Origin of the sequence: Beijerinckia sp. 28-YEA-48, assembly GCF_900104955.1 — a bacterium.
Classification (GTDB): domain Bacteria; phylum Pseudomonadota; class Alphaproteobacteria; order Rhizobiales; family Beijerinckiaceae; genus Terripilifer.
In genome coordinates this window covers 3,783,884-3,803,342 of record NZ_FNSI01000001.1, presented here as the reverse complement: position 1 = coordinate 3,803,342, position 19,459 = coordinate 3,783,884, and the positions used below count along the sequence as shown (strand labels likewise).

At 63.1% G+C, this 19,459-nt stretch carries 15 protein-coding genes and 1 other RNA gene; 9 read left to right on the top strand and 7 right to left on the bottom strand.

Going from position 1 to position 19,459, the window contains the following annotated elements:
* The first annotated feature begins 214 nt into the window (after nt 1-214).
* Genes BLW50_RS17860 through BLW50_RS17850 form a run of 3 tightly spaced genes read left to right on the top strand, consistent with a single transcriptional unit; the run spans nt 215 to nt 5,174 of the window.
* On the top strand, nt 215-2,302 hold the full coding sequence (locus BLW50_RS17860; RefSeq protein ID WP_090704943.1) for a hydantoinase/oxoprolinase family protein: 2,088 nt from the start codon (nt 215-217) through the stop codon (nt 2,300-2,302).
* A complete protein-coding gene (locus BLW50_RS17855; protein WP_090704939.1) occupies nt 2,302-4,164 on the top strand; it encodes a hydantoinase B/oxoprolinase family protein in 1,863 nt (620 codons plus the stop codon). The genes BLW50_RS17860 and BLW50_RS17855 overlap by 1 nt, the downstream gene beginning before the upstream one ends.
* On the top strand, nt 4,161-5,174 hold the full coding sequence (locus BLW50_RS17850; RefSeq protein WP_090704935.1) for a Bug family tripartite tricarboxylate transporter substrate binding protein: 1,014 nt from the start codon (nt 4,161-4,163) through the stop codon (nt 5,172-5,174). The genes BLW50_RS17855 and BLW50_RS17850 overlap by 4 nt, the downstream gene beginning before the upstream one ends.
* Nucleotides 5,175-5,190: 16 nt before the next feature.
* Here the strand turns inward: BLW50_RS17850 and BLW50_RS17845 are convergent, their stop codons facing one another.
* From BLW50_RS17845 to BLW50_RS17835, 3 genes are all read right to left on the bottom strand, one after another.
* Nucleotides 5,191-5,997: an alpha/beta fold hydrolase gene (locus BLW50_RS17845; protein WP_090704933.1), complete on the bottom strand. Its 807-nt coding sequence runs from the start codon at nt 5,995-5,997 to the stop codon at nt 5,191-5,193.
* Nucleotides 5,998-6,149: 152 nt separating this feature from the next.
* Entirely contained in the window at nt 6,150-7,646 is a 1,497-nt protein-coding gene (locus BLW50_RS17840; RefSeq protein ID WP_090704931.1) for a CoA-acylating methylmalonate-semialdehyde dehydrogenase, read from the bottom strand.
* Between the two features lie 113 nt (nt 7,647-7,759).
* On the bottom strand, nt 7,760-8,989 hold the full coding sequence (locus BLW50_RS17835) for a glycosyltransferase (RefSeq protein WP_170850221.1): 1,230 nt from the start codon (nt 8,987-8,989) through the stop codon (nt 7,760-7,762).
* A gap of 133 nt (nt 8,990-9,122) precedes the next feature.
* Here BLW50_RS17835 and BLW50_RS17830 point away from each other — a divergent pair, with 133 nt between their 5' ends.
* Nucleotides 9,123-9,920: a UDP-2,3-diacylglucosamine diphosphatase gene (locus tag BLW50_RS17830; RefSeq protein ID WP_244544295.1), complete on the top strand. Its 798-nt coding sequence runs from the start codon at nt 9,123-9,125 to the stop codon at nt 9,918-9,920.
* 158 nt (nt 9,921-10,078) lie between these two features.
* On the opposite strand, the gene BLW50_RS17825 is transcribed toward BLW50_RS17830, so the two are convergent.
* Both BLW50_RS17825 and nudC read right to left on the bottom strand, forming a co-directional pair.
* On the bottom strand, nt 10,079-11,191 hold the full coding sequence (locus BLW50_RS17825; RefSeq protein ID WP_244544294.1) for a glycosyltransferase family 4 protein: 1,113 nt from the start codon (nt 11,189-11,191) through the stop codon (nt 10,079-10,081).
* A gap of 102 nt (nt 11,192-11,293) precedes the next feature.
* Nucleotides 11,294-12,295, bottom strand: coding sequence for an NAD(+) diphosphatase (nudC, locus tag BLW50_RS17820; RefSeq protein WP_090704924.1), 1,002 nt, complete (start codon nt 12,293-12,295; stop codon nt 11,294-11,296).
* Nucleotides 12,296-12,483: 188 nt separating this feature from the next.
* Here nudC and ffs point away from each other — a divergent pair.
* From ffs to recR, 4 genes are all read left to right on the top strand, one after another.
* Nucleotides 12,484-12,580, top strand: an RNA gene (ffs, locus tag BLW50_RS17815) — signal recognition particle sRNA small type.
* 194 nt (nt 12,581-12,774) lie between these two features.
* On the top strand, nt 12,775-14,673 hold the full coding sequence (locus tag BLW50_RS17810) for a DNA polymerase III subunit gamma/tau (RefSeq protein WP_090704922.1): 1,899 nt from the start codon (nt 12,775-12,777) through the stop codon (nt 14,671-14,673).
* Between the two features lie 10 nt (nt 14,674-14,683).
* Nucleotides 14,684-15,007 carry a YbaB/EbfC family nucleoid-associated protein gene (locus BLW50_RS17805; RefSeq protein WP_090704921.1) on the top strand — a complete coding sequence of 108 codons (324 nt, stop codon included), beginning with the start codon at nt 14,684-14,686 and terminating at the stop codon, nt 15,005-15,007.
* A 2-nt stretch (nt 15,008-15,009) separates the two neighbouring features.
* Complete coding sequence (gene recR / locus BLW50_RS17800) at nt 15,010-15,615, top strand: recombination mediator RecR (protein ID WP_090704918.1); 606 nt, start codon at nt 15,010-15,012, stop codon at nt 15,613-15,615.
* A 58-nt stretch (nt 15,616-15,673) separates the two neighbouring features.
* Here the strand turns inward: recR and BLW50_RS17795 are convergent, their stop codons facing one another.
* Nucleotides 15,674-17,119 (bottom strand): metal-dependent hydrolase family protein, encoded by a 1,446-nt coding sequence (locus BLW50_RS17795; protein ID WP_244544293.1) that lies wholly within the window; start codon nt 17,117-17,119, stop codon nt 15,674-15,676.
* Nucleotides 17,120-17,232: 113 nt separating this feature from the next.
* On the opposite strand from BLW50_RS17795, the gene BLW50_RS17790 reads away from it, so the two are divergent.
* Nucleotides 17,233-17,589, top strand: coding sequence for a hypothetical protein (locus tag BLW50_RS17790; RefSeq protein ID WP_139267660.1), 357 nt, complete (start codon nt 17,233-17,235; stop codon nt 17,587-17,589).
* On the opposite strand, the gene BLW50_RS17785 is transcribed toward BLW50_RS17790, so the two are convergent.
* Nucleotides 17,586-19,454, bottom strand: a complete 1,869-nt coding sequence (locus BLW50_RS17785; protein WP_090704910.1) for a feruloyl-CoA synthase — start codon at nt 19,452-19,454, stop codon at nt 17,586-17,588. The genes BLW50_RS17790 and BLW50_RS17785 overlap by 4 nt on opposite strands.
* Nucleotides 19,455-19,459 lie beyond the last annotated feature (5 nt).

Genomic DNA, 19,459 nt, shown 5'->3' with positions numbered 1-19,459 from the left:
CTCCCGATCGAAGATTATAGCAAGATTATAGATTGAAATCGGGTCTTTTGGCGTGGGCCGCAAGTCTATTTGAGATCCCGCTGTGGTCCTGCTCCACTCTAGGCTTGCATTTCGACGCGTCGCCGGGCAGTCGTGACCCATAAAAACCACTGCTGTCGCTGCGGCAGGAGCAAAAATGGAGGAAACGGCACAGCCTGCTGCTGCCGGCGTTGCAATGAAAACACCTCAGAAACAATCAGACCGCCGCCTGCGGCTTGCCGCCGACATTGGCGGCACCTTCACCGATGTGGCCGCTTTCGATGAACGCACGTCCCGCCTGCTGCTCGGCAAGACCTTGTCGACGCCGCGCCATCTGGTCGAGGGCATATCGGAAGGCGCCGGCAAGTCTGGCGCCCGCTTCGCCGATGCGGCGATCTTCCTGCACGGCTCGACCATCGCCATCAACACCATGCTCGAGCGCAACGGCGCCAAGGCAGCGCTGATCACCACGGCGGGCTTCCGCGACGTCTATGAGATCGGCCGCATCAACCGGCCCGACGCCTATAATCTTTACTTTCGCAAACATGACCCGCTGGTGCCGCGCTCGCGCCGCTTCGAGGTGAGCGAACGCCTCACCGCCGAGGGCGATGTGCATCAGCCGCTCGATGAAGCCAGTGTGCACGCGGTCTGCGATCGCCTGATCGAGATCGGCGTCGACGCGGTCGGCATCATGCTTCTGCATTCCTACCGCAATCCGGCGCATGAGATCCGTGTGCGCGACATCGTGCGCGAGCGTCTGCCGCAGGCCTTTGTCTCAGCCTCCCATGAATTGTCGCAGGAATATCGCGAGTTCGAACGCTGTTCGACCGTGCTCGCCAACGCCTATGTCGGCCCGCGCGTGCGCGACTATATCGCCGAGATCGACAGCCATCTGAAACAGGCCGATTTCGACGGCTCGTTCCTGCTCGTACAGTCGACGGGTGGTCTCTATGAATCGGCGCAGGCCAAGCAGCAATGTATCCGCATGCTGGAATCAGGCCCCGCCGCTGGCGTCGTCGGCACCCAGGCGCTCTGTCACGCCATGGGCCTCGGCGAGGCCATCGCCTTCGACATGGGCGGCACCACGGCCAAGGCCGGCGTCATCTATGAAGGCAAGGCTTTGACGACGAGCCTCGCGCTGGTTGGCGGTTATGAGCGCGCCCTGCCGGTGCAGATGGCGATGATCGATATTTTCGAGGTTGGCACCGGCGGTGGCAGCATCGCCTGGCTTGACGAGGGTGGCGCCTTGCATGTCGGCCCGCGCAGCTCTGGCGCTGAGCCTGGGCCGGCTTGTTATGGCCGTGGCGGGCAACAGCCGACCGTCACCGACGCCAACCTGATCCTTGGCCGTCTCGGCGCCGATCGTTTCCTCGGCGGCGAGATGAAGCTCGATGTCGCCGCCGCTCGCCAGGCCATTCAGGATAAGATCGCCGGCCCCCTCGGGCTCACCGTGATCGAAGCCGCCGCTGGCATTCTGCGCATCGCCGCGACCACCATGTCGCTCGCCGTGAAGACGGTGACAACCGAGCGCGGCCTCGACGCGGCCTCTTTCCCGCTCGTCGCTTACGGTGGCGCTGGGCCCCTGCATGCGGTGGCGATCGCGCGCGAGATCGGCATGGAACGGGTGATCGTGCCGCGCGCGCCGGGGCATTTCTGTGCCTTCGGCATGCTGCATTCCGACCTGCGCTACGATTACGTGCGGACATGGCCGGCGCGGCTGGCGCAAATGTCCTTCGCCGATCTCGAACGCATCTATGGCGAACTGATCGCCGAGGGCGAGGAAGCCTTGGCCCGCAGCGGCGCCAGCAATGCGAAGATGAAAGTCGTGCGCGCCGTCGACATGCGCTATGTCGGCCAGGAACATGCGGTGACCATCGAACTGCCGGAAAAGGTGCTGCGTAAGCAGGACCGCGCCGCCATCAAGCAGCTGTTCGATGCAGAACATCTCCTGCGCTACGGCACCAATGCGCCGACTGAGGCGGCGGAGCTGGTCAGCCTGCGCGCGACGATCAGCGGCGTCATGCGCAAGCCGAAGATGGAACGCATTGCCCGTGGCACGGCCAAGCCGCCGGCCACCGCTTTGCGTGGCACGCGCTCCGTCACCTTCGGCTCTGGAGCAGCGAAGAAAACCAATGTCTATGCGCGCGACGCGCTGAAGGCCGGCAATCGCATCTCTGGCCCGGCGCTGATCGAGGAACATGCCTCGACCACGGTCGTCTTCCCCTCCGACAAGGTGGAAGTCGATCAGTTCGGCAATCTAGTGATCGAGATCGGGAGAGCGTGATGGCCAAGCAAGTGAAAAAGGCCCAACGCCGGCCGGTCAAGAAGGCGGCTGCGAAAAAGCGTGTGGCGCGGAAAGTCGCGGGGGGCAAAACCACGCAGGTCAAGAGCCAGCCGAAGCGGCGCTTCGCCAAGAGTGATCCGATTCTGACCGAGATCATTCGCAATGGCGTGCTGGCGGTGACCGAAGAGATGAAGTCCAATCTCATGCGCACCGCCTACAATATGATCATCTACGAAGCGCTGGATTTCACCGTTGGCCTCTATACGCCCGAAGGCGACACGATCTCGATCGGCCTCGGCCTGCCGATGTTCATTCGCGGCATGGCCGAAACCGTGCGCGCCAAATTGCGCCACTTCGGCAAAGACGGGCTGCAGGAAGGCGATATCCTTGTCACCAACGACGCCTATCTGACCGGCAGCCATCTCAACCATTTCACCTTCAGCCTGCCGATCTTCTTTGAAGGTGAGTTGTGCGGCTTTGCCTGCTGCATGGCCCATTGGCCCGATGTCGGCGGCACGCTGGGCGGCGTCACCACGGATATCTATTCCGAAGGCATCCAGATCCCGATCGTCAAATATCAGCGCGCCGGTGTGGTCAATCAGGACCTGGTCGACATCATCCGCATGAACGTGCGCCTGCCAGATCGCGCGATGGGGGATCTCAGAGCGCAAATCACTGCGGTTAAGACCGGCGAACGCCGCTTCAAGGAGTTGCTCGCCCGCTATGGCCGCGCGGAAACGCTCGCCGCCATCGGCAACATCATGGCCCAGTCGGAACGCTCGGCCCGGGCGCGCACGCGCGAGATTCCAGACGGCGTCTATGAAGCGACCTCCTATATGGACGACGACGGCGTCGATATCGGCAAGCGCGTGCCGATCAAGGTCAAGGTCACTGTCAAGGGCGATGAAATGAGCATCGACCTGACGGAGGTGAGCGCGCAGGTGCGCGGCTTCTATAATTCCGGTGAGACGACCGGCATCGCCTGCGCTCAGGTCGCCTATAAATGCCTGACCTCGCCGACCGACTATCCGATCAACGAGGGCAGTTTCCGCACGCTCAACGTCGCGCTCGCCAAGGGCACGATCATCAGCGCGGTGAAGCCGGCGCCGATGCGCTGGTGGATGACCTTCCCGATGACCATCGTCGATACGATCTTCAAGGCTCTGGCGCCGGCCATCCCCGATCGCGTCATCGCCGGCCATCATGCCGATCTCCTCAGCACCAATCTGCACGGCATCCATCCGCGCACGGGCGGCTTCTTCATGGGCGGCTTCGGTCCTCTTGGCGGCGGCTGGGGCGCCAAGATGACCGAGGATGGCATGAGCGCCACGGTCTGTCTCAACGATGGTGACACGCACAACAGCCCGGTCGAATCCGTCGAGGCGAAATTCCCCTTCCTGATCGAGGAATTGTCGCTGCGCAGCGGCTCGGGCGGCGCCGGCAAGTTCCGTGGCGGCCTCGGCATCGCCCGCAAGGTCTCGGCGCGCGTGCCGCTGACCCTCAATGCCCAAGTGGAACGCATGCATTGCGCGCCCTGGGGGCTGGAAGGCGGCCATGACGGCTTCGGCAATGAAGTGACGGTCTATGACGCCAATGGCGAGAAACGCGATGTAGCGAATGCCAAGGTGTTCTTGCGTCGCTTGCAGCCAGGCGAGGGTTTCTATTCTCGTTCCGGCGGCGGTGGCGGCTTCGGCTCACCGCTGGAACGTGATCCGATACGCGTCGCGCATGACGTCGCCGAAGAATATGTGAGCGCCGAAGAAGCGCGCACGGTCTATGGCGTCGTGCTCGACGCCGATGGCGCTGCCGATCTGGCGGAGACACAGAAGCTCCGCGCAACCCTGGGGGGAAAGCAAGCATGAGAACTCTGGCATTGGCATTCACCGCCGCTCTGGCGGCCCAAGCCGCCTCGGCGCAGCAGAGCGTTGGCGACTTTTACCGCAGCAAGCCGATCTCCTTCATCATCGGCACGGGCGAAGGCGGAGGTTACGATTTCTCGTCGCGCCTCGCCGCGCAATATCTCGGCAAGTTCCTGCCGGGCAATCCGACGATCATCCCGCGCAACATGCCAGGTGCTGGCAGCATCGCGGCGGCCGAATATGTCTATTCCGTTGCACCGAAGGACGGCACGACGCTGGCGATGTTCCAGCCGACGTTTATTCTCGAAAAGCTGAACGATCCGAACCGCAAATATGTGTCGCAGGATCTCACCTATATCGGCCGCATGGATTCAGCCACGCTCGTCGGTCTCGTCTGGCACAACTCGCCGGCGCAGACGATCGAGGAGGCGAAGAAGACCGAGGTCATACTCTCGGCCAATGCGGCGGCTGGCACGTCTGCGACCATTCCCTGGGCCCTTAATCGAATGATCGGCACCAAGTTCAAGGTCATCCTGGGCTATAATTCCAGCGCCGCCATGGGGCTGGCGGTCGAGCGTGGCGAGGCCTTCGGCAATGGCAGCACCAGCTGGGATTACCTTTTGACCAAGCAGGACTGGTTCGACGAAAAGAAGATGAAGATTCTTTACGTCATCGCCCTGGAGCGTTTCTCCAAATTGCCCGACGTGCCGACGGTGTTGGAGCTGACCAACGATCCGCGCAACAAGAATGCGCTGAAGCTGATCGCCTCGACCTCATCGGTCGGCCGCGCCATCGTCGCGCCGCCGCAGAACGAGCCGACGCGCACGGCGGCGCTGCGCGACGCCTATGCGGCGATGATGAAGGATCCGACCTTCCTGGCCGATGCGGAGAAGCGTCGCCTCGGCGTCGATCCGCTCGACGGCAAGGCGCTGCAAAGCCTGGTTGCCGATGTCGCGACCCAGCCACAGGACATTGTCGATCTGTTGAAGGAAATGACCCTGCCGCCGAATTAGGCGACAGAGACTTCGTCTAACGGTGCTTCAGAGCGCCCTCTGGGATCAGGTGATGATCGGCGAGAAAGCTGATCATCGCCTGGTCGAAGGCCGGCGCATCTTCGATGCAGCAGGCATGGCCCGTATTGGGCAGAACCACATGCCGGGCGTTGGCAATGCGTGAGGCTGTGAGACGACCGGCTTCCAGGGATTCGTCATATTCGCCATTGATGACTAGGGTCGGCGTTTTCACTTCGCCAAGACGCGCTGTCATGTCGAAGTTGCCGCGCGTGCGGAAAATCTGCGCAATGCATTTCGACGACAGATGGGCGGAGTTCTCGACGAAAAGATCGAGCAGCCATTTGCCCTGCGGCGTGTCGGCGAAGCCCGGCGCCACATAGCCGCGCATCAACGTCATCATATACGCGCCCGGATCATCCGGATCGAAGCCGGCAACGATCGTTTCGGGGTTCCTCGGCCCGCTGCTCGATCCGCCGACGAGCACGATCGCTTTGGTGCGCTCTGGATGATCAAGCGCCGTTAAAAGGGCGATGCCGGAGCCGACGCTGACGCCGGCGAAAATCGCCTCGCCGACGCCCTGGTCGTGGCAGACGCCGAGCACGTCATCCATCATGTCGCGCAAGGTGAACGGGATTTCGGGCTTGTCGGAGAGCCCGTATCCGCGCAGATCAACCGCGATGACGCGATAGAACGGCGAGAAGCGCGCGATTTGATAGAGCCACAGACGTCGATCGAAGGGATTGGCGTGGATCAGGACCAGGGGATGCCCCTCGCCATGAATCTCGTAGTGGATTTTCAGGCCATTTCGGGTCGAGTAGGGCATGACATTCGCCGACGGTTACCTTGCAAAGTTCCTTGGCAAAGCGAAATTCCCGGAACGTTAGCAGGTCTTGAGGAAGGCCGCGAGACTCCGTTGCTCAAAACAAAAGAGCCGGCGGGGGAACCGCCGGCTCTTTCCGTGAAAACGTAAGATAATCAGCCCATCGTCGGGATGACGAAGCTGGCGCCGTCCTTGATGCCGCTCGGCCAGCGCGACGTCACCGTCTTCGTCTTGGTGTAGAAGCGGATCGAATCCGGGCCGTGTTGATTGAGGTCGCCGAAGCCCGAACGCTTCCAGCCGCCGAAGGTGTAATAGGCGATCGGCACCGGGATCGGCACGTTGACGCCGATCATGCCGACCTGCACGCGCGAGGCGAAATCGCGCGCCGCGTCGCCGTCGCGGGTGAAGATGGCGACACCATTGCCATATTCGTGATCGTTGCACAGGCGCAGCGCGTCTTCATAGGCATTGGCGCGAACCACCGACAGCACCGGCCCGAAAATCTCTTCCTTGTAGATGCGCATGTCGGGCGTCACATCGTCGAACAGGCAGCCGCCGAGGTAGAAGCCATTTTCATAGCCCTGCATCTTGAAGCCGCGACCATCGACGAGCAGCTTGGCGCCTTCCTTGACGCCGATATCGACATAGGACTTCACCTTGTCGAGATGAGCGCGGCTGACGAGCGGGCCGTAATCGGCGGCAACATCAGTCGAGGGGCCAACCTTCAGGGATTCGACGCGCGGGATGAGGCGCTTCACCAATTCGTCGGCGGTGCCCTTGCCAACCGGCACGGCAACGGAGACCGCCATGCAGCGCTCGCCGGCCGAGCCGTAGCCAGCGCCGATCAGCGCATCGACCGCCTGGTCCATGTCGGCATCCGGCATGATCACCATGTGGTTCTTGGCGCCGCCGAAGCATTGCACGCGCTTGCCTGAGGCTGCGGCGCGCGCATAGACATATTCGGCGATGGCGGTCGAGCCGACAAAGCCGACGGCCTTGATATCGGGATCGTCGAGCAGGCAATCGACAGCTTCCTTATCGCCGTTGACCACATTGAGGATGCCCGGCGGCAGGCCGGCCTCGATCATCAGTTCGGCGAGGCGCAGCGGCACGCCGATATCGCGTTCCGACGGCTTGAGGATGAAGGCATTGCCGCAGGCGATGGCCGGGGCGAATTTCCACATCGGGATCATCGCCGGGAAGTTGAACGGCGTGATGCCGGCGACGACGCCGAGCGGCTGGCGGATCGAATAGATGTCGATGTTCGGGCCAGCGCCTTCGGTGAATTCACCCTTCATCAGATGCGGCACGCCGATGGCGAATTCCGCAACTTCGAGGCCGCGCATGATGTCGCCCTTGGCATCGGGAATGGTCTTGCCGTGTTCGCGCGCCAGCAGTTCGGCGAGCGCGTCCATGTCGCGGTTGAGCAGATCGACGAATTTCATCATCACGCGGGCGCGGCGCTGCGGATTGGTGGCGGCCCACTTCGGCTGGGCGGCAATGGCGTTCTCGATGGCGGCGCGGACTTCGGCCTTCGAGGCCAGGGGTACTTTGGAAATGGTTTCGCCGGTCATCGGCTCATAGGCTTCGGTAAAGCGTCCGGACGTGCCCTTAACGTGCTGGCCGCCGATGAAATGTGTCAGTTCGCGCATGATGATTTTCCTTCCGCTGGCCGTCGTTCTAGCCCGGAGGAATTGTTAAGGGGAAGGGATAAATCAGTGCGCTTAGTCTTATGAATAAGCACCTGGCCCTATGAATAAGGCGGTCAGGAACGGCGCAGGGTCTTCAGGGAGCGCACCAGGGAGACGCGGGCGAGACGGGCGCTGCCAGCCGAAATGGCGTTGGCGATGAGTTTCGGGCGCAGCAGAACGCGCCGTTTGGGCGCGGCGGCGAGATCCACCTTGGTGCCGTTCCAGGTGACGGAACGGCCGAAGAAGGCGCAGAAATACAGCGCTGGCAACAAGATATCGCGCAGCACCATAGCCGGCAGCAAAGCTGCCGATCGGGGCCAGCCGGCGATGCGCGTCAGCAGCCATTCCGGAATGTACCACACCGCCAGAAACACAACCGTGGCGGCCAGGAGATTGATCCCTGCCCCATGGGCGGCGACCAGGGTCGCCGCCAGCGGCGGCAGGACGCCACTGAAGATTTCGGGCGCGAAGAGGACGGGGAAGCTGGCGCGGCGCAACCGCGCCCAGCGCAGATGCCGGCCCCAGACCTGCGCCAGGGTGCGGCGTCCCAACAATTGCGGATAGGGCGGCCCGGCGACGGCGATGTCGCGCTTCTTGCCGCGCATCATCTTGGTCGCCGCGGCGTCCTCGGCCGGTTCGCTGGCGAGCGATTCGAGGCCGCCGCGTTCGAGATCGGCGCGGCGGAACATCAGCGATTTGCCCTGGGCGAAGCCGGAGCCGAGCGTGTCGACCGCATATTGGATGCGCGCCTGATAGCTGTTCAGCATGGCGCATTCGAGCATCGACCAAAACCCGTCCGGCCGGTCGCCGAAGGCTGGTGCTGTCACCATGCCGGCGTCTTCGCGCCAGGCGCCGGTGAGCCGACGCAGATAGTCGGGTGCGACGAGCAGATTGCTGTCGACGAAAACGATGACGTCGAAGCGGGCGCCGCGAAAGCCCTTGGCCATGTTATTGAGCTTCGGGTTGGGGCCGAGATGCTCCATGCCGATGAGCAGGCGGGCGGCAATATGCGGATGCCGATCGATCGCCGCTTGCGCCAGCGGCACAATGGGATCTTGCGCATCGGCGACGCAGAAAATCAGCTCGTAGTCGGGCCAGTCGATATGGAAGGAGGCTTCGATCGTTTCACGTGAATAGGGTTCGAGGCCACACAGCGGGCGGACGATCGAAATGCCTTTCGGCTTGCTCACCGGGCCAACAGGCGCACCCTTGCGGCATCGAACCATCGCGATCGCGGCGCTGGCGACCTGGATGGAGAGAAGCGTGGCGGCGAGTGCTGCGGCGGACTGCGCGAGAATCGACATTGCCATCTCCGGGTACCCGGTCCCGTTGACGGAAGTATGACGCATCCTGTCACGAAAGTGAGACACAAATCGCGCATCCCGCTCCTGTTAGCTGGGCTGAATCGTCTGGCTACTCATGGGCGAGACTGAAACGATGTCCGAATCCAGACATGTCCGAACCCTCTTCCTCTCGGATGTCCATCTGGGCACGCGAGGCTGCCAGGCCACGGCGCTGCTCGATTTTCTCAGGGTCTACGATGCCGATACCATCTATCTGGTCGGCGATATCGTTGACGGTTGGCGCCTGCGCCAGAGCTGGTATTGGCCGCAGGAACATAACGACGTGGTGCAGAAGATGCTGCGCAAGGTGCGTAAGGGCACGCGCGTCATCTATGTGCCGGGCAATCACGATGAATTCTTCCGCGACTATGTCGGCTCGAATTTCGGCGGCATCGAAATCGAGGAAGAATCCATTCATCGCTGCGCCGACGGTCGCTCGATGCTGATCCTGCACGGCGACAAGTTCGATACGGTCGTGCGCAACGTGCGCTGGCTGGCTCTGCTCGGCGACTGGGCCTATGACTTCGCCATCTGGCTCAACGGTCATATCGCTCGCGTGCGCCGCTACTTTGGCTTGCCCTATTGGTCCTTCTCGCAGTGGAGCAAGGACAAGGTCAAACGCGCGGTGAGCTTCATCAGCGCCTTCGAGAATGCAGTGGTGACCGATGCGCACCGCCATGGTGTCGAGGTCGTGCTGTGCGGCCACATCCATAAGCCGACCATGCGCACCGTCGATGGCGTGCTCTATATCAACACCGGCGACTGGGTTGAATCCTGCTCGGCCGTGGTCGAGAACCAAGACGGTCGCCTGGAACTGATCCATTGGCACCAAGTGGCTGAGGCTTTCGCGCCCGTGTCAGTGAAAGAGCTGAGCAGCGAACTGATCGCCTGATTGCATTCGTCATTGCGAGAAGCGCAGTGACGAAGCAATCCAGAGGCATGTGGTGAAATATCAAAAATGCCTGTGGCACCGGCATTATATCCAGGGCTCTATTCTTGGCTCCTGGACTGCTTCGCTGTGCTCGCAATGACGGTGAAGCGGAGCTAACCCTATCGCCACGGCAGGCTGGTCGCCGCCTTGGCATTCTCCACGATCGACAGAAAGCTGCGGGCGCTGCGTTCCAGGCTGTGCGACGCACCGACCTTACGGCACAGCGCCTTGTCGATGCGTAGCGCTGACAGCGCCGCCTGGCGCAGATCCGTGCCGATCACGCCGCAGGCTTCGCCATCGAAAATAGCGCGGGCGCCATCTGAGGGATAGCAAGCGACCGGCAGGCCGGCGGCCAAGGCTTCCGCCATGACGAGGCCGAACGTGTCGGTGCGGCTCGGAAAGACAAACACATCGGCGGCGCGATAGACCGTGCCCAGTTCGGCGCTCGAGAGCGCGCCGAGAAAGCGGGCGTGGGGATATTTCTGCTGCAGCATTGCCCGCGCCGGGCCGTCGCCGGCCACCAGTTTGGTACCGGGCAGATCGAGCTGGAGAAAGGCCTCGATGTTCTTTTCCACCGCCAGCCGGCCAGCGAACAGGAACCAGGGCCGTGGCAGATCGAACTGCGCCACAGGGCCTTCGGCGAAGAGCTTGGTGTCTATGCCGCGCCGCCAATGCACCATGCGGGCGTAGCCATGGCCGCGCAGTTCGCTGGCAAGCGCCTGCGTCGCGGCCATCGTCGCTGCCGCGCCATTGTGGAACCAGCGCAGAGCCGCATAGCTCCAGCGCTCGGGAATCGGCCAACGCGCCGCGATATATTCGGGATAGCGCGTGTGGAAGCAGGTGGTGAAGGGAATGCGCCGGCGGTGGCAATAGAGCCGCGCCAAAAGGCCGATCGGCCCTTCTGTGGCGATATGGACAATATGCGGTGCGACGGCGGCGATGCGGTGCGGCACGCTGCGCGGCGGCGGCAGGGCCAGGCGGATGGCGGGGTAGGACGGCATCGGGACCGACCGATAGCCCTGCGGCGTCAGTAGATGCAGATCGACGCCCAGCTCCGGTAGCGTCCGTGATAGCCATTCATAAGTGCGCGAAACGCCATTGATCTGTGGCGACCAGGCGTCGGTCACCAAGAGCAGGCGCAGCGGATCGGTGCGATCGGCTGCCTGAATTTGCGGCCGAGGCCGACGTTTGCGCGCCGCCGGATGCCCGGCATCGACGAAAGAGAGCGCCATCCGCAGTTCTCCACCCGGACTTTCCGAGGATCACTACGGCCCCAAGAACATATTCGCACTGCGGTTATGTGACAGTGGGCGACTGGCGTTGCGCGGCTTTGCTTAGACGGCCGGCGTTTTGCCTTCGTGCCAGGCGCGCAGCAGGTGATGGGCGATGGCGATCGGGTGGGGCGCTTCAAAGCCGTCGGGGTGGCTGCGCCGGAGCATCAAATCGACATCCTGTCGGGTGAACCAGCGGCAATCCTCCAGCTCGGTCTGGTCGACGACGATGTCGCGATTGAGCGCCTGCGCCACGCAGCCGATCATCAGCGAGGAGGGGAAGGGCCAGGGCTGCGAGGCGATATAGGCGACGCGGCCGATTCGGATGCCCGATTCCTCCAGGATTTCCCGGCGCACCGCATCCTCGATCGTCTCGCCGGGCTCGAGAAAGCCGGCGAGCGCCGAATACATGCCCTTGCCGAAGCGGCCGGAACGGCCGAGCAGGCAGTCGTCACCGCTCACCGCCAGCATGATCACCACCGGATCGGTGCGCGGAAAATGCTGCGCGCCGCAGGTGGGGCATTCACGCCGCCAGCCGGCGCCGACCACATGGGAGGGCGCGCCGCAATTGCTGCAGAAGCGATGGTGGGCATGCCAATACATGACGCTCTTGGCCTGGCCGAGATAGCCGACTTGGGCTGTGGGCAGCAGGCCCTCGGTGGCGACGGAGCGCAGGTCGCGCACCACCAGGTCGGGCCGGCCGGGAATGATCTGCCGGCGGGTGTCGATGAGCCCGCTGGCGCTCACCGTTTCCTCGATCGTGATGGCGCTGTCGTCGATCATTAGGGCGAAAAGGGCGCGCTCGCCTTCCTTACCAAGCAGCACGGTTTCTCGCGCCGGGCCGATCGCCAGGGCCTCGGCCCGGGTGTGCAGCGGGTCAAGCGTGCCGTCCTGGCTTTTCAGCACCGGCCGGTCACGGCCGATGACGACAAAACGGCTGGTGGGATCGTCGAAAAAGCTGTCGAAAAGGCCCGGTTCATCGCGGCGTTCGGACAGGCGGTCGATGGGGTTGAAGGCATAGCCGGTGGCGGCGGACAATTCCCCGGCGGAGATATGATTTTGCATACGAAAAAGCGCTCGCGATTCTATCGTGGCAGTTTCACCCGCCACCCCGGTGGCGGCAATCGAAACTTGCCTCAAAGCTTGACCAGAAACTGGCCAGATGTGACCCAAGCGCGCGGTGCCGAGACGGAACCTGGGATTCCTTGTTCTGGCGGCTTGCGAAACCGGGCTCGCCCTGCCAAATAAGGGCCGGGAGGTTGGCGGTGGACGTTCCACTCGCCAACCGGGTCAGGTCCGGAAGGAAGCAGCCCTAACGAGATCGGGCGGGTCTCTGTCCAGCCTCCTACTCAAGCAAAATGCGTTTCGAAGAAGCGCATTTTTGCTTTTAGTTATTGTTTTGACGCGTCTTTGTGGCGTTTGATGATGTCAAACCGCAAAGCGCTATGACATTACATTCCGGATAATCCGGCCGTTTCGGCGGAGCAGGGCTCCGAAACAGGCCTGTTCCGCCCGCCTGGCGGCGGGATCGGGTAGCGAGGCTCATGAGCGACGGGCGCGACGAACAGACATCGGGAGCGTCCACGGCGGACGAACCGGGCCTCGGGCTTGATCTTGGCCCAGGGCTTGGCCTTGATCTTGGTGCAGCGCCGGCCGCAGGCCCCACGGGGGCCTATCGGGTGCTGGCTCGCAAATACCGGCCGTCGAGCTTCGACGATCTGATCGGCCAGGAGGCGATGGTTCGCACCCTGACCAATGCCTTCAAACTCAACCGCATTCATCAGGCCTATCTGCTGACCGGCGTGCGCGGTGTCGGCAAGACGACGACGGCGCGTATCCTGGCGCGGGCCTTCAACTACGAACTGCCCGCCAAGGACGGTCATCCGGCCATCGACCGCCCGTCAATCGACATGCCGGAGCTCGGCGCCCACTGCCAGGCGATCATCGAATCGCGCCATGTCGACGTCATCGAGATGGACGCCGCCTCGCACACTGGCGTCGACGACGTGCGCGAAATCATCGAGGGCGCCCGCTATCGCCCGGTGATGGCGCGCTACAAAGTCTATATCATCGACGAAGTGCACATGCTGTCGAAGTCGGCTTTCAACGCGCTGTTGAAGACGCTCGAAGAGCCGCCGGAGCATGTGAAGTTTCTGTTCGCGACGACGGAAAGCGAGAAAGTGCCGGTGACAGTGCGCTCGCGTTGTCAGCGCTTCGATCTGCGCCGCGTCGAATCGGATGTACTGATCGGCCATCTCGGCAAGCTCTGCACGAGCGAGAAGGTCGATATCGACGAACGGGCGCTGTCTCTCATCGCCCGCGCCGCCGAAGGCTCGGTGCGCGATTCCCTGTCGCTGCTCGACCAGGCCATTGCGCACGCCGCCGCCGGCGAGCCGATCAGCGCCCAGAGCATCCGCACCATGCTCGGCACCGGCGATCGCGGCCGCATCATCGACCTGTTCCAGGCGGTGATGAAAGGCGACATCGCCGTCGCTCTCGACGGCCTGAAGGAACTCTACGACCAGGGCGCCGATCCGGCGCTGGTGCTGACCGACCTGGCCGAATTCATCCATTTCGTCACCCGGCTGAAGCTGGCGCCGGAGTCGCGGCTCGACGCCTCGATCGGCCAGGACGAGCGCACCCGTGGCCGCGAGTTCGCCGACACGCTCAGCATCGGCGTGCTCACCCGCGCCTGGCAGATCATTTCCAAGGGGATCATGGATCTCAAGTCGTCGCCGCGCCCCCTGGCCGCCGCCGACATGGTTCTGGTTCGCCTAGCTTACGCGACCGATCTGCCGAGCCCCGAGGATGTGCTGCGCCGGCTGGCCGACAGCCCCAATGAAGGTCCGGCCCCATCTCGCGCCATGGTCAGTAACGGTGGTGGTGGCGGCGGTGGCGCCGTGGCCGTCGCTGGCGGCGCACGACCGATGTTGGCCACATCGTCGCCGGCGCCGCGCGTTCAGGTTCAGGCGAGCACCGCACCGCGCGTGCAGCTCGCCCGTTTCGAGGACGTGGTGGCGCTGGCCCAGATCAACCGCGACATCCAGCTCAAAATGGCGCTCGAGCGCGACGTGCGCCTGGTGCGTTTCGAGCAAGGCTCGATCGAATTCGCTTTGGCGCCGGGCGCTTCGGCGCAGCTTGCCGCCACCCTGTCGCGCAAACTGCAGGATTGGACCGGCCAGCGCTGGATGGCGGTGGTGGTTTCGGCCGAAGGCGCGCCAACTATTCTTGAGCAGCGCGACGCGCGCAAACAGGATCTTCTGGTTGGCGTGCGCGCCGATCCCCTGGTGCGCAGCGTGCTCGAACGTTTTCCCGGCGCCGAAATCGTCGGGGTGAAATCGGCCGAGGACGCCTTGCCGCCGCCCGAGCCGATGCTGCTTGCCGGGCCGAGCGACGATGAAATCGGCTATACTGACGACAGCTACACCGAAGATGATCTTTAAAGGATAAGCCATGAAAGACATCATGGGACTGATGAAACAGGCGCAAGAGATGCAGAGCCGCATGCAAGACATGCAGGCCGAGCTCGAGCGCATCGAGGTTGAAGGACAGTCGGGCGGCGGGTTGGTGAAAGTCACCCTCACCGCCAAGGGCGCCATGAAGGGCATTTCCGTCGATGCGTCCCTGCTCAAGGCCGACGAGAAGGAAATCGTCGAGGATCTGATCCTCGCCGCCCATGAGGATGCGCGCAAGAAAGCCGAGCGCACCATGGAAGAGAAGATGAAATCGGTGACGGCCGGACTGCCGCTGCCGCCCGGCATGAAACTGCCGTTCTAGTCATGGCCGAGCGGGTCGCCGGGCCGGAGATCGAACGTCTGATTCAGCTTCTGGCGCGTCTGCCGGGCCTGGGTCCGCGCTCGGCCCGTCGCGCCGCGCTGCATCTGATCCGCAAGCGCGAGGAATTGCTTGGGCCGCTGGCGGACGCCATGCAGGTCGCCCATCAGCGCGTGCGCACCTGTTCGTCCTGCGGCAATGTCGACACGATCGATCCGTGCACCATCTGCGCCGATCCGCGTCGCGACCCCACAACCATCGTCGTCGTCGAGACCGTCTCCGATCTGTGGGCGTTGGAGCGCTCGGGCGCGGTGCGTTCACGCTATCATGTGCTCGGCGGCACCCTGTCGCCGCTCGATGGCATCGGGCCTGAAGATCTCAACATCGGCATGCTGGTCGAACGCGTCGCCGGTGGCGGCGTCACCGAGGTGATCCTGGCGGTCAATGCCACGGTCGATGGCCAGACGACCGCTCATTACATCACTGACGTCCTCTCCCACACCAACGTCAAGCTGACCCGCCTCGCCCATGGCGTGCCCGTCGGCGGCGAGCTCGACTATCTCGACGAAGGCACGCTCTCGGCCGCCATCCGCCAGCGCACGAGTTTCTGAGTGCGCGATTCAAGGTCCCGCTGCCAGGATAGCAAGCGGGGCCTCATAAGGCCGGCGTTTAGGTCAGAGTATTCTTGTAGATCCGACCATCTTTCATGATAAGCTTCAGGTTCTTTTCGGGATCGGCGAGGAGCTTGATATCGGCGATCGGATCGCCATCGACGAGCAGGATGTCCGCATAAGCACCGGCTTCGATGACACCGATCTTGCCGGGGTAGGGGTTACGCGGTCCCGACATGGCCAGAAGATTGGCGTTACCGCTCGTCGCCATCTGCAAGACTTCGTCGTTGGAGTACCAGCGCGACATCGTCGTCAGGATTGCGCCCTGATTCTTCGTCATCGACGGCTCGAAGAGAATATCGGTACCCCAGGCGGTCTTGAGCTTATATTTCTTAGCGAGGCCATAAGCGGTGTCGGTGCCCGCGAACATGGTCATCTGCTTGGCGCGATTGGCCGAGCCTTCCGGATAGGGATTGGCGTATTCATTTTCGATGAACGCCTGGGAAGAGAACCAGATGCCCTTGTCGGCCATGATCTTCGCCGTCTCTTCGTCCATGAGCTGGCCATGATCGATGCAGCGCACGCCGCCGCGAATGGCAGTCTGAATGGCGCGCGGCGTATAGGCATGCACCGTGACATAAGTGCCCCAGTTCTCGGCCGCGTCGACCGCTGCGCGGAACTCGGCTTCCGTGTATTGGCTGACGTCGATCGGATCGAAATTTGAGGCAACACCGCCGCCGGCGGCGAGCTTGATCTGGCTGGCCCCGAGCATCAATTGTTCGCGCACCCGCTTCAAGACGGCATCGACGCCATCGGCGATCATGCCGCCGCCGACCGCTTCGCCCCGGCTGAGTGGACCGTTAGGCTGCGCCGGTACTTCGTAAGGAAAGCGGAAATCGCCGTGGCCGCTTGTCTGCGAAATCATCGCGCCAGACGGCCATATACGAGGGCCAAATGTTAAGCCGCTATCGATGGCACGTTTGAGGCTGAAAGATGGGCCTGCCAAATCACGGATGCTGGTGAAGCCACGCAACAAGGTTTTACGCGCTTCTTCCGATGCGACCAAGGTGATGTAACCGACATCGGCGGTCAATAAATCCATCATCGGAACAGGGGCCATCATCGAATGCCAATGGGCATCGATCAGCCCCGGCATCAATGTGCGGCCGCCGCCATCGATGGACTGAACGCCCTGAGCTAATGGCGCGTTACCGGGTTCGATCGCTTTGACCTTGTTGCCTTCGATGAGAATGCGCGAACCGGAGATGAGCTTGTTAGACTTGCCGTCGAAGATCCGAACGTTGGTGATCGCGATCGGCGTGGCCGGGGCATCGGGGATGGCCGCGGAGGCAGCTTTCGGCCAGAAAGCGGCAGCGCCAATCGCGGCGGCCCCGCCGAGGAAGGCACGGCGGGAGAACTTTGCGTCGAGCTGGGCATTCAGTCGCGCGAAGGCCGGGCTGTGGCAGATACAGCGGCCGAACGGATCGTTCTCTGTCGAACTCACGCTGGAACATTCAAACATCGTGTCCCCCAAATCACTGTTGGAACGAGGCGAACACTAAAGAGATTTATGCTAATGTTCCAGCATACGCACTTGAGTGCGTATGGGAGGCGCCGATGCGTGCGGATCGAATAGTTCTGAGCGTCCTGAGTGCCTTTGTGCTGGCCACGCTCACTGTGCCGGTCGGCACGGTCCCGGCCGAAGCGCAAGTTCAGAAACATCAGCGGGTGCAGCGTCACGCCGCGCCACATAAGCTGTCAGCGGGCCGTCATCATGCACCGCGCCAACGATGGGCGGCTCCGCCTTATCAGGCAGCGCCCGGAGGTTATGTGCCCGTGCCGCAAGGCGCGCCCGTCAATGGCGCGCCATTTGGCTATAGCGGCTGCTATGGCAGCCGCGTGCAGGTCTATGTGCCGGGCCAGGGACTGGTCTGGCGGCCGCAGGTTGATTGTCCCTATCAGGACTATCCTTAGCGTTTGGCGATCAGCACAGTGTCCGAAGGCGTGGCGCTGTAGAGATCGTCAACGAGCGCGCGGCGCAGCTCGAGCACGGCGCGCTGGTTGATCGAGCCCTTGTCGGTCATCTCGCCCTTGTCCAGCGACGGCGGCGTGTCCATCAGGATCAGCCGCTCGACGCGATTGGAACTGCCGGTGCCGCGCTGGCGCAGAACATCGAGAATGTCCTGTATCCTGGCGCGCACCGCCGGGTGTTTCACCACCTCGGCAACAGGCGCGTCAGCGCAATCGGGCGCACACAGGGTCCTGAGGGCGGCGATGTCGGGGAAGACGAGCACGCCGACATAATCCTGGTCGAGACCGGCGATCACAGCGTCCTGCACATAGGGCGCGAATGTGTCGATGACAGCGGCGCGCATATTGCCGGCGCTGACCCAGGTGCCGGTCGACAGTTTGAAGTCTTCGGCGATGCGGCCGTCGAAGAGGAAGCCCTTCGTCACGTCGCCTTCGCTAACGAATTTCAGGGCGTCGCCGATCTTGTAGAAACCTTCTTCGTCATAAGCCTTGGCGGTGAGCTCGGGCTGGCGCCAATAGCCAGGCGTCATCGAAGGGCCGCGAAAGCAGGCTTCCCATTTGCCGCCCGAAGGCGCGAGCTTCATTTCGACGCCGCGCGCCGGCAGGCCGACTTTGCCGGCGCCCGCCATGGTCAGATCGGCCGCCATGGCGAAAGGCGCGGTTTCGGTCGAGCCGAGGCCGGAGAGAATGGCGATGCGTTCGCCGCAGGTCTCAACCGCGAGCGCGTCGAGCGTTTCCCACAGATGATGCGCCATGCCGGCGCCGGCGTACCAGAGCATGCGCAGGCGGCTGTAGAAATTCTTGCGCAGCTGCTCGTCGGCCTTGAAGAAGGGCACCAGCGCGTCAAACCCCTTCGGCACGTTGAAATACCAAGTCGGCGCGATCTCCTTGAGATTGCGCACGGTGGCGGCGATGCCGCCTGGGGTCGGCCGGCCATCGTCGATATAGAGCGTGCCGCCATTGTGGAGGATGACGTTGAAATTGTTGTTGCCGCCGGCGGTGTGGTTCCACGGCGACCAATCGAGAACGATCGGTGGTTCGTCGCGCATGAAGGCATAGTGCCAGGTCGCCATCTCGATATTCGAGCACAGCATCAGCTGCGTGTTGATGACGCCTTTCGGCACGCCGGTGGAGCCGGAGGTGAACAGGATCTTGGCGATGGTCTGCGGCTCGACGGCCGCATGGGCCGCGTCCACCGCCGGCGACACGGGCGTTGCCACCGCGTCATCGAACAGCGAGCAGGGACGGCCCTCGATCTTGCCGGTGCGCACGATCACTTCGATATCGGGGGCGACGACAGCGGCGATGGCGTCGGTGAAGGCCTGGCCATCGCTGGCGTAGACCAGGCCCGGCGTCAGCAGATTGTAGATATGGCGCAGCTTCTTATAGTCGCGCGACACCAGCGAATAGGCCGGCGAGATCGGCGCATAGGGAATGCCGGCATAGAGCGCGGCCAGGCCGAACAGCGCATGTTCGATCTCGTTGCCGGAGAGAATGAGCAGGGGCCGTTCCGGCGAAACCGGGCGCTGCAGCAGCGCGCTCGCCAGCGCCCGCACTTTGGCAAGCGTCTCGCCATAGGTGACGCTGCGCCAATCGCCGGCGGCGGGATCGCGCTCGGCCAGATAGATGCGGTCGGGGGCGACACGCGCCCAATGTTCGAGCCGTTCCGTCAGCTTGCGCGGATAGGGGCCGAGCGGATGGATGTTGCGGACGATGATGCTGCCGTCGGCGCGCTTTTCCATCACGCTGTCGACGGCGCCCAGATGCGGGTCACGCACTGGCGCGGTCTTCTGCAAGGTCGTTTCCATGGCCA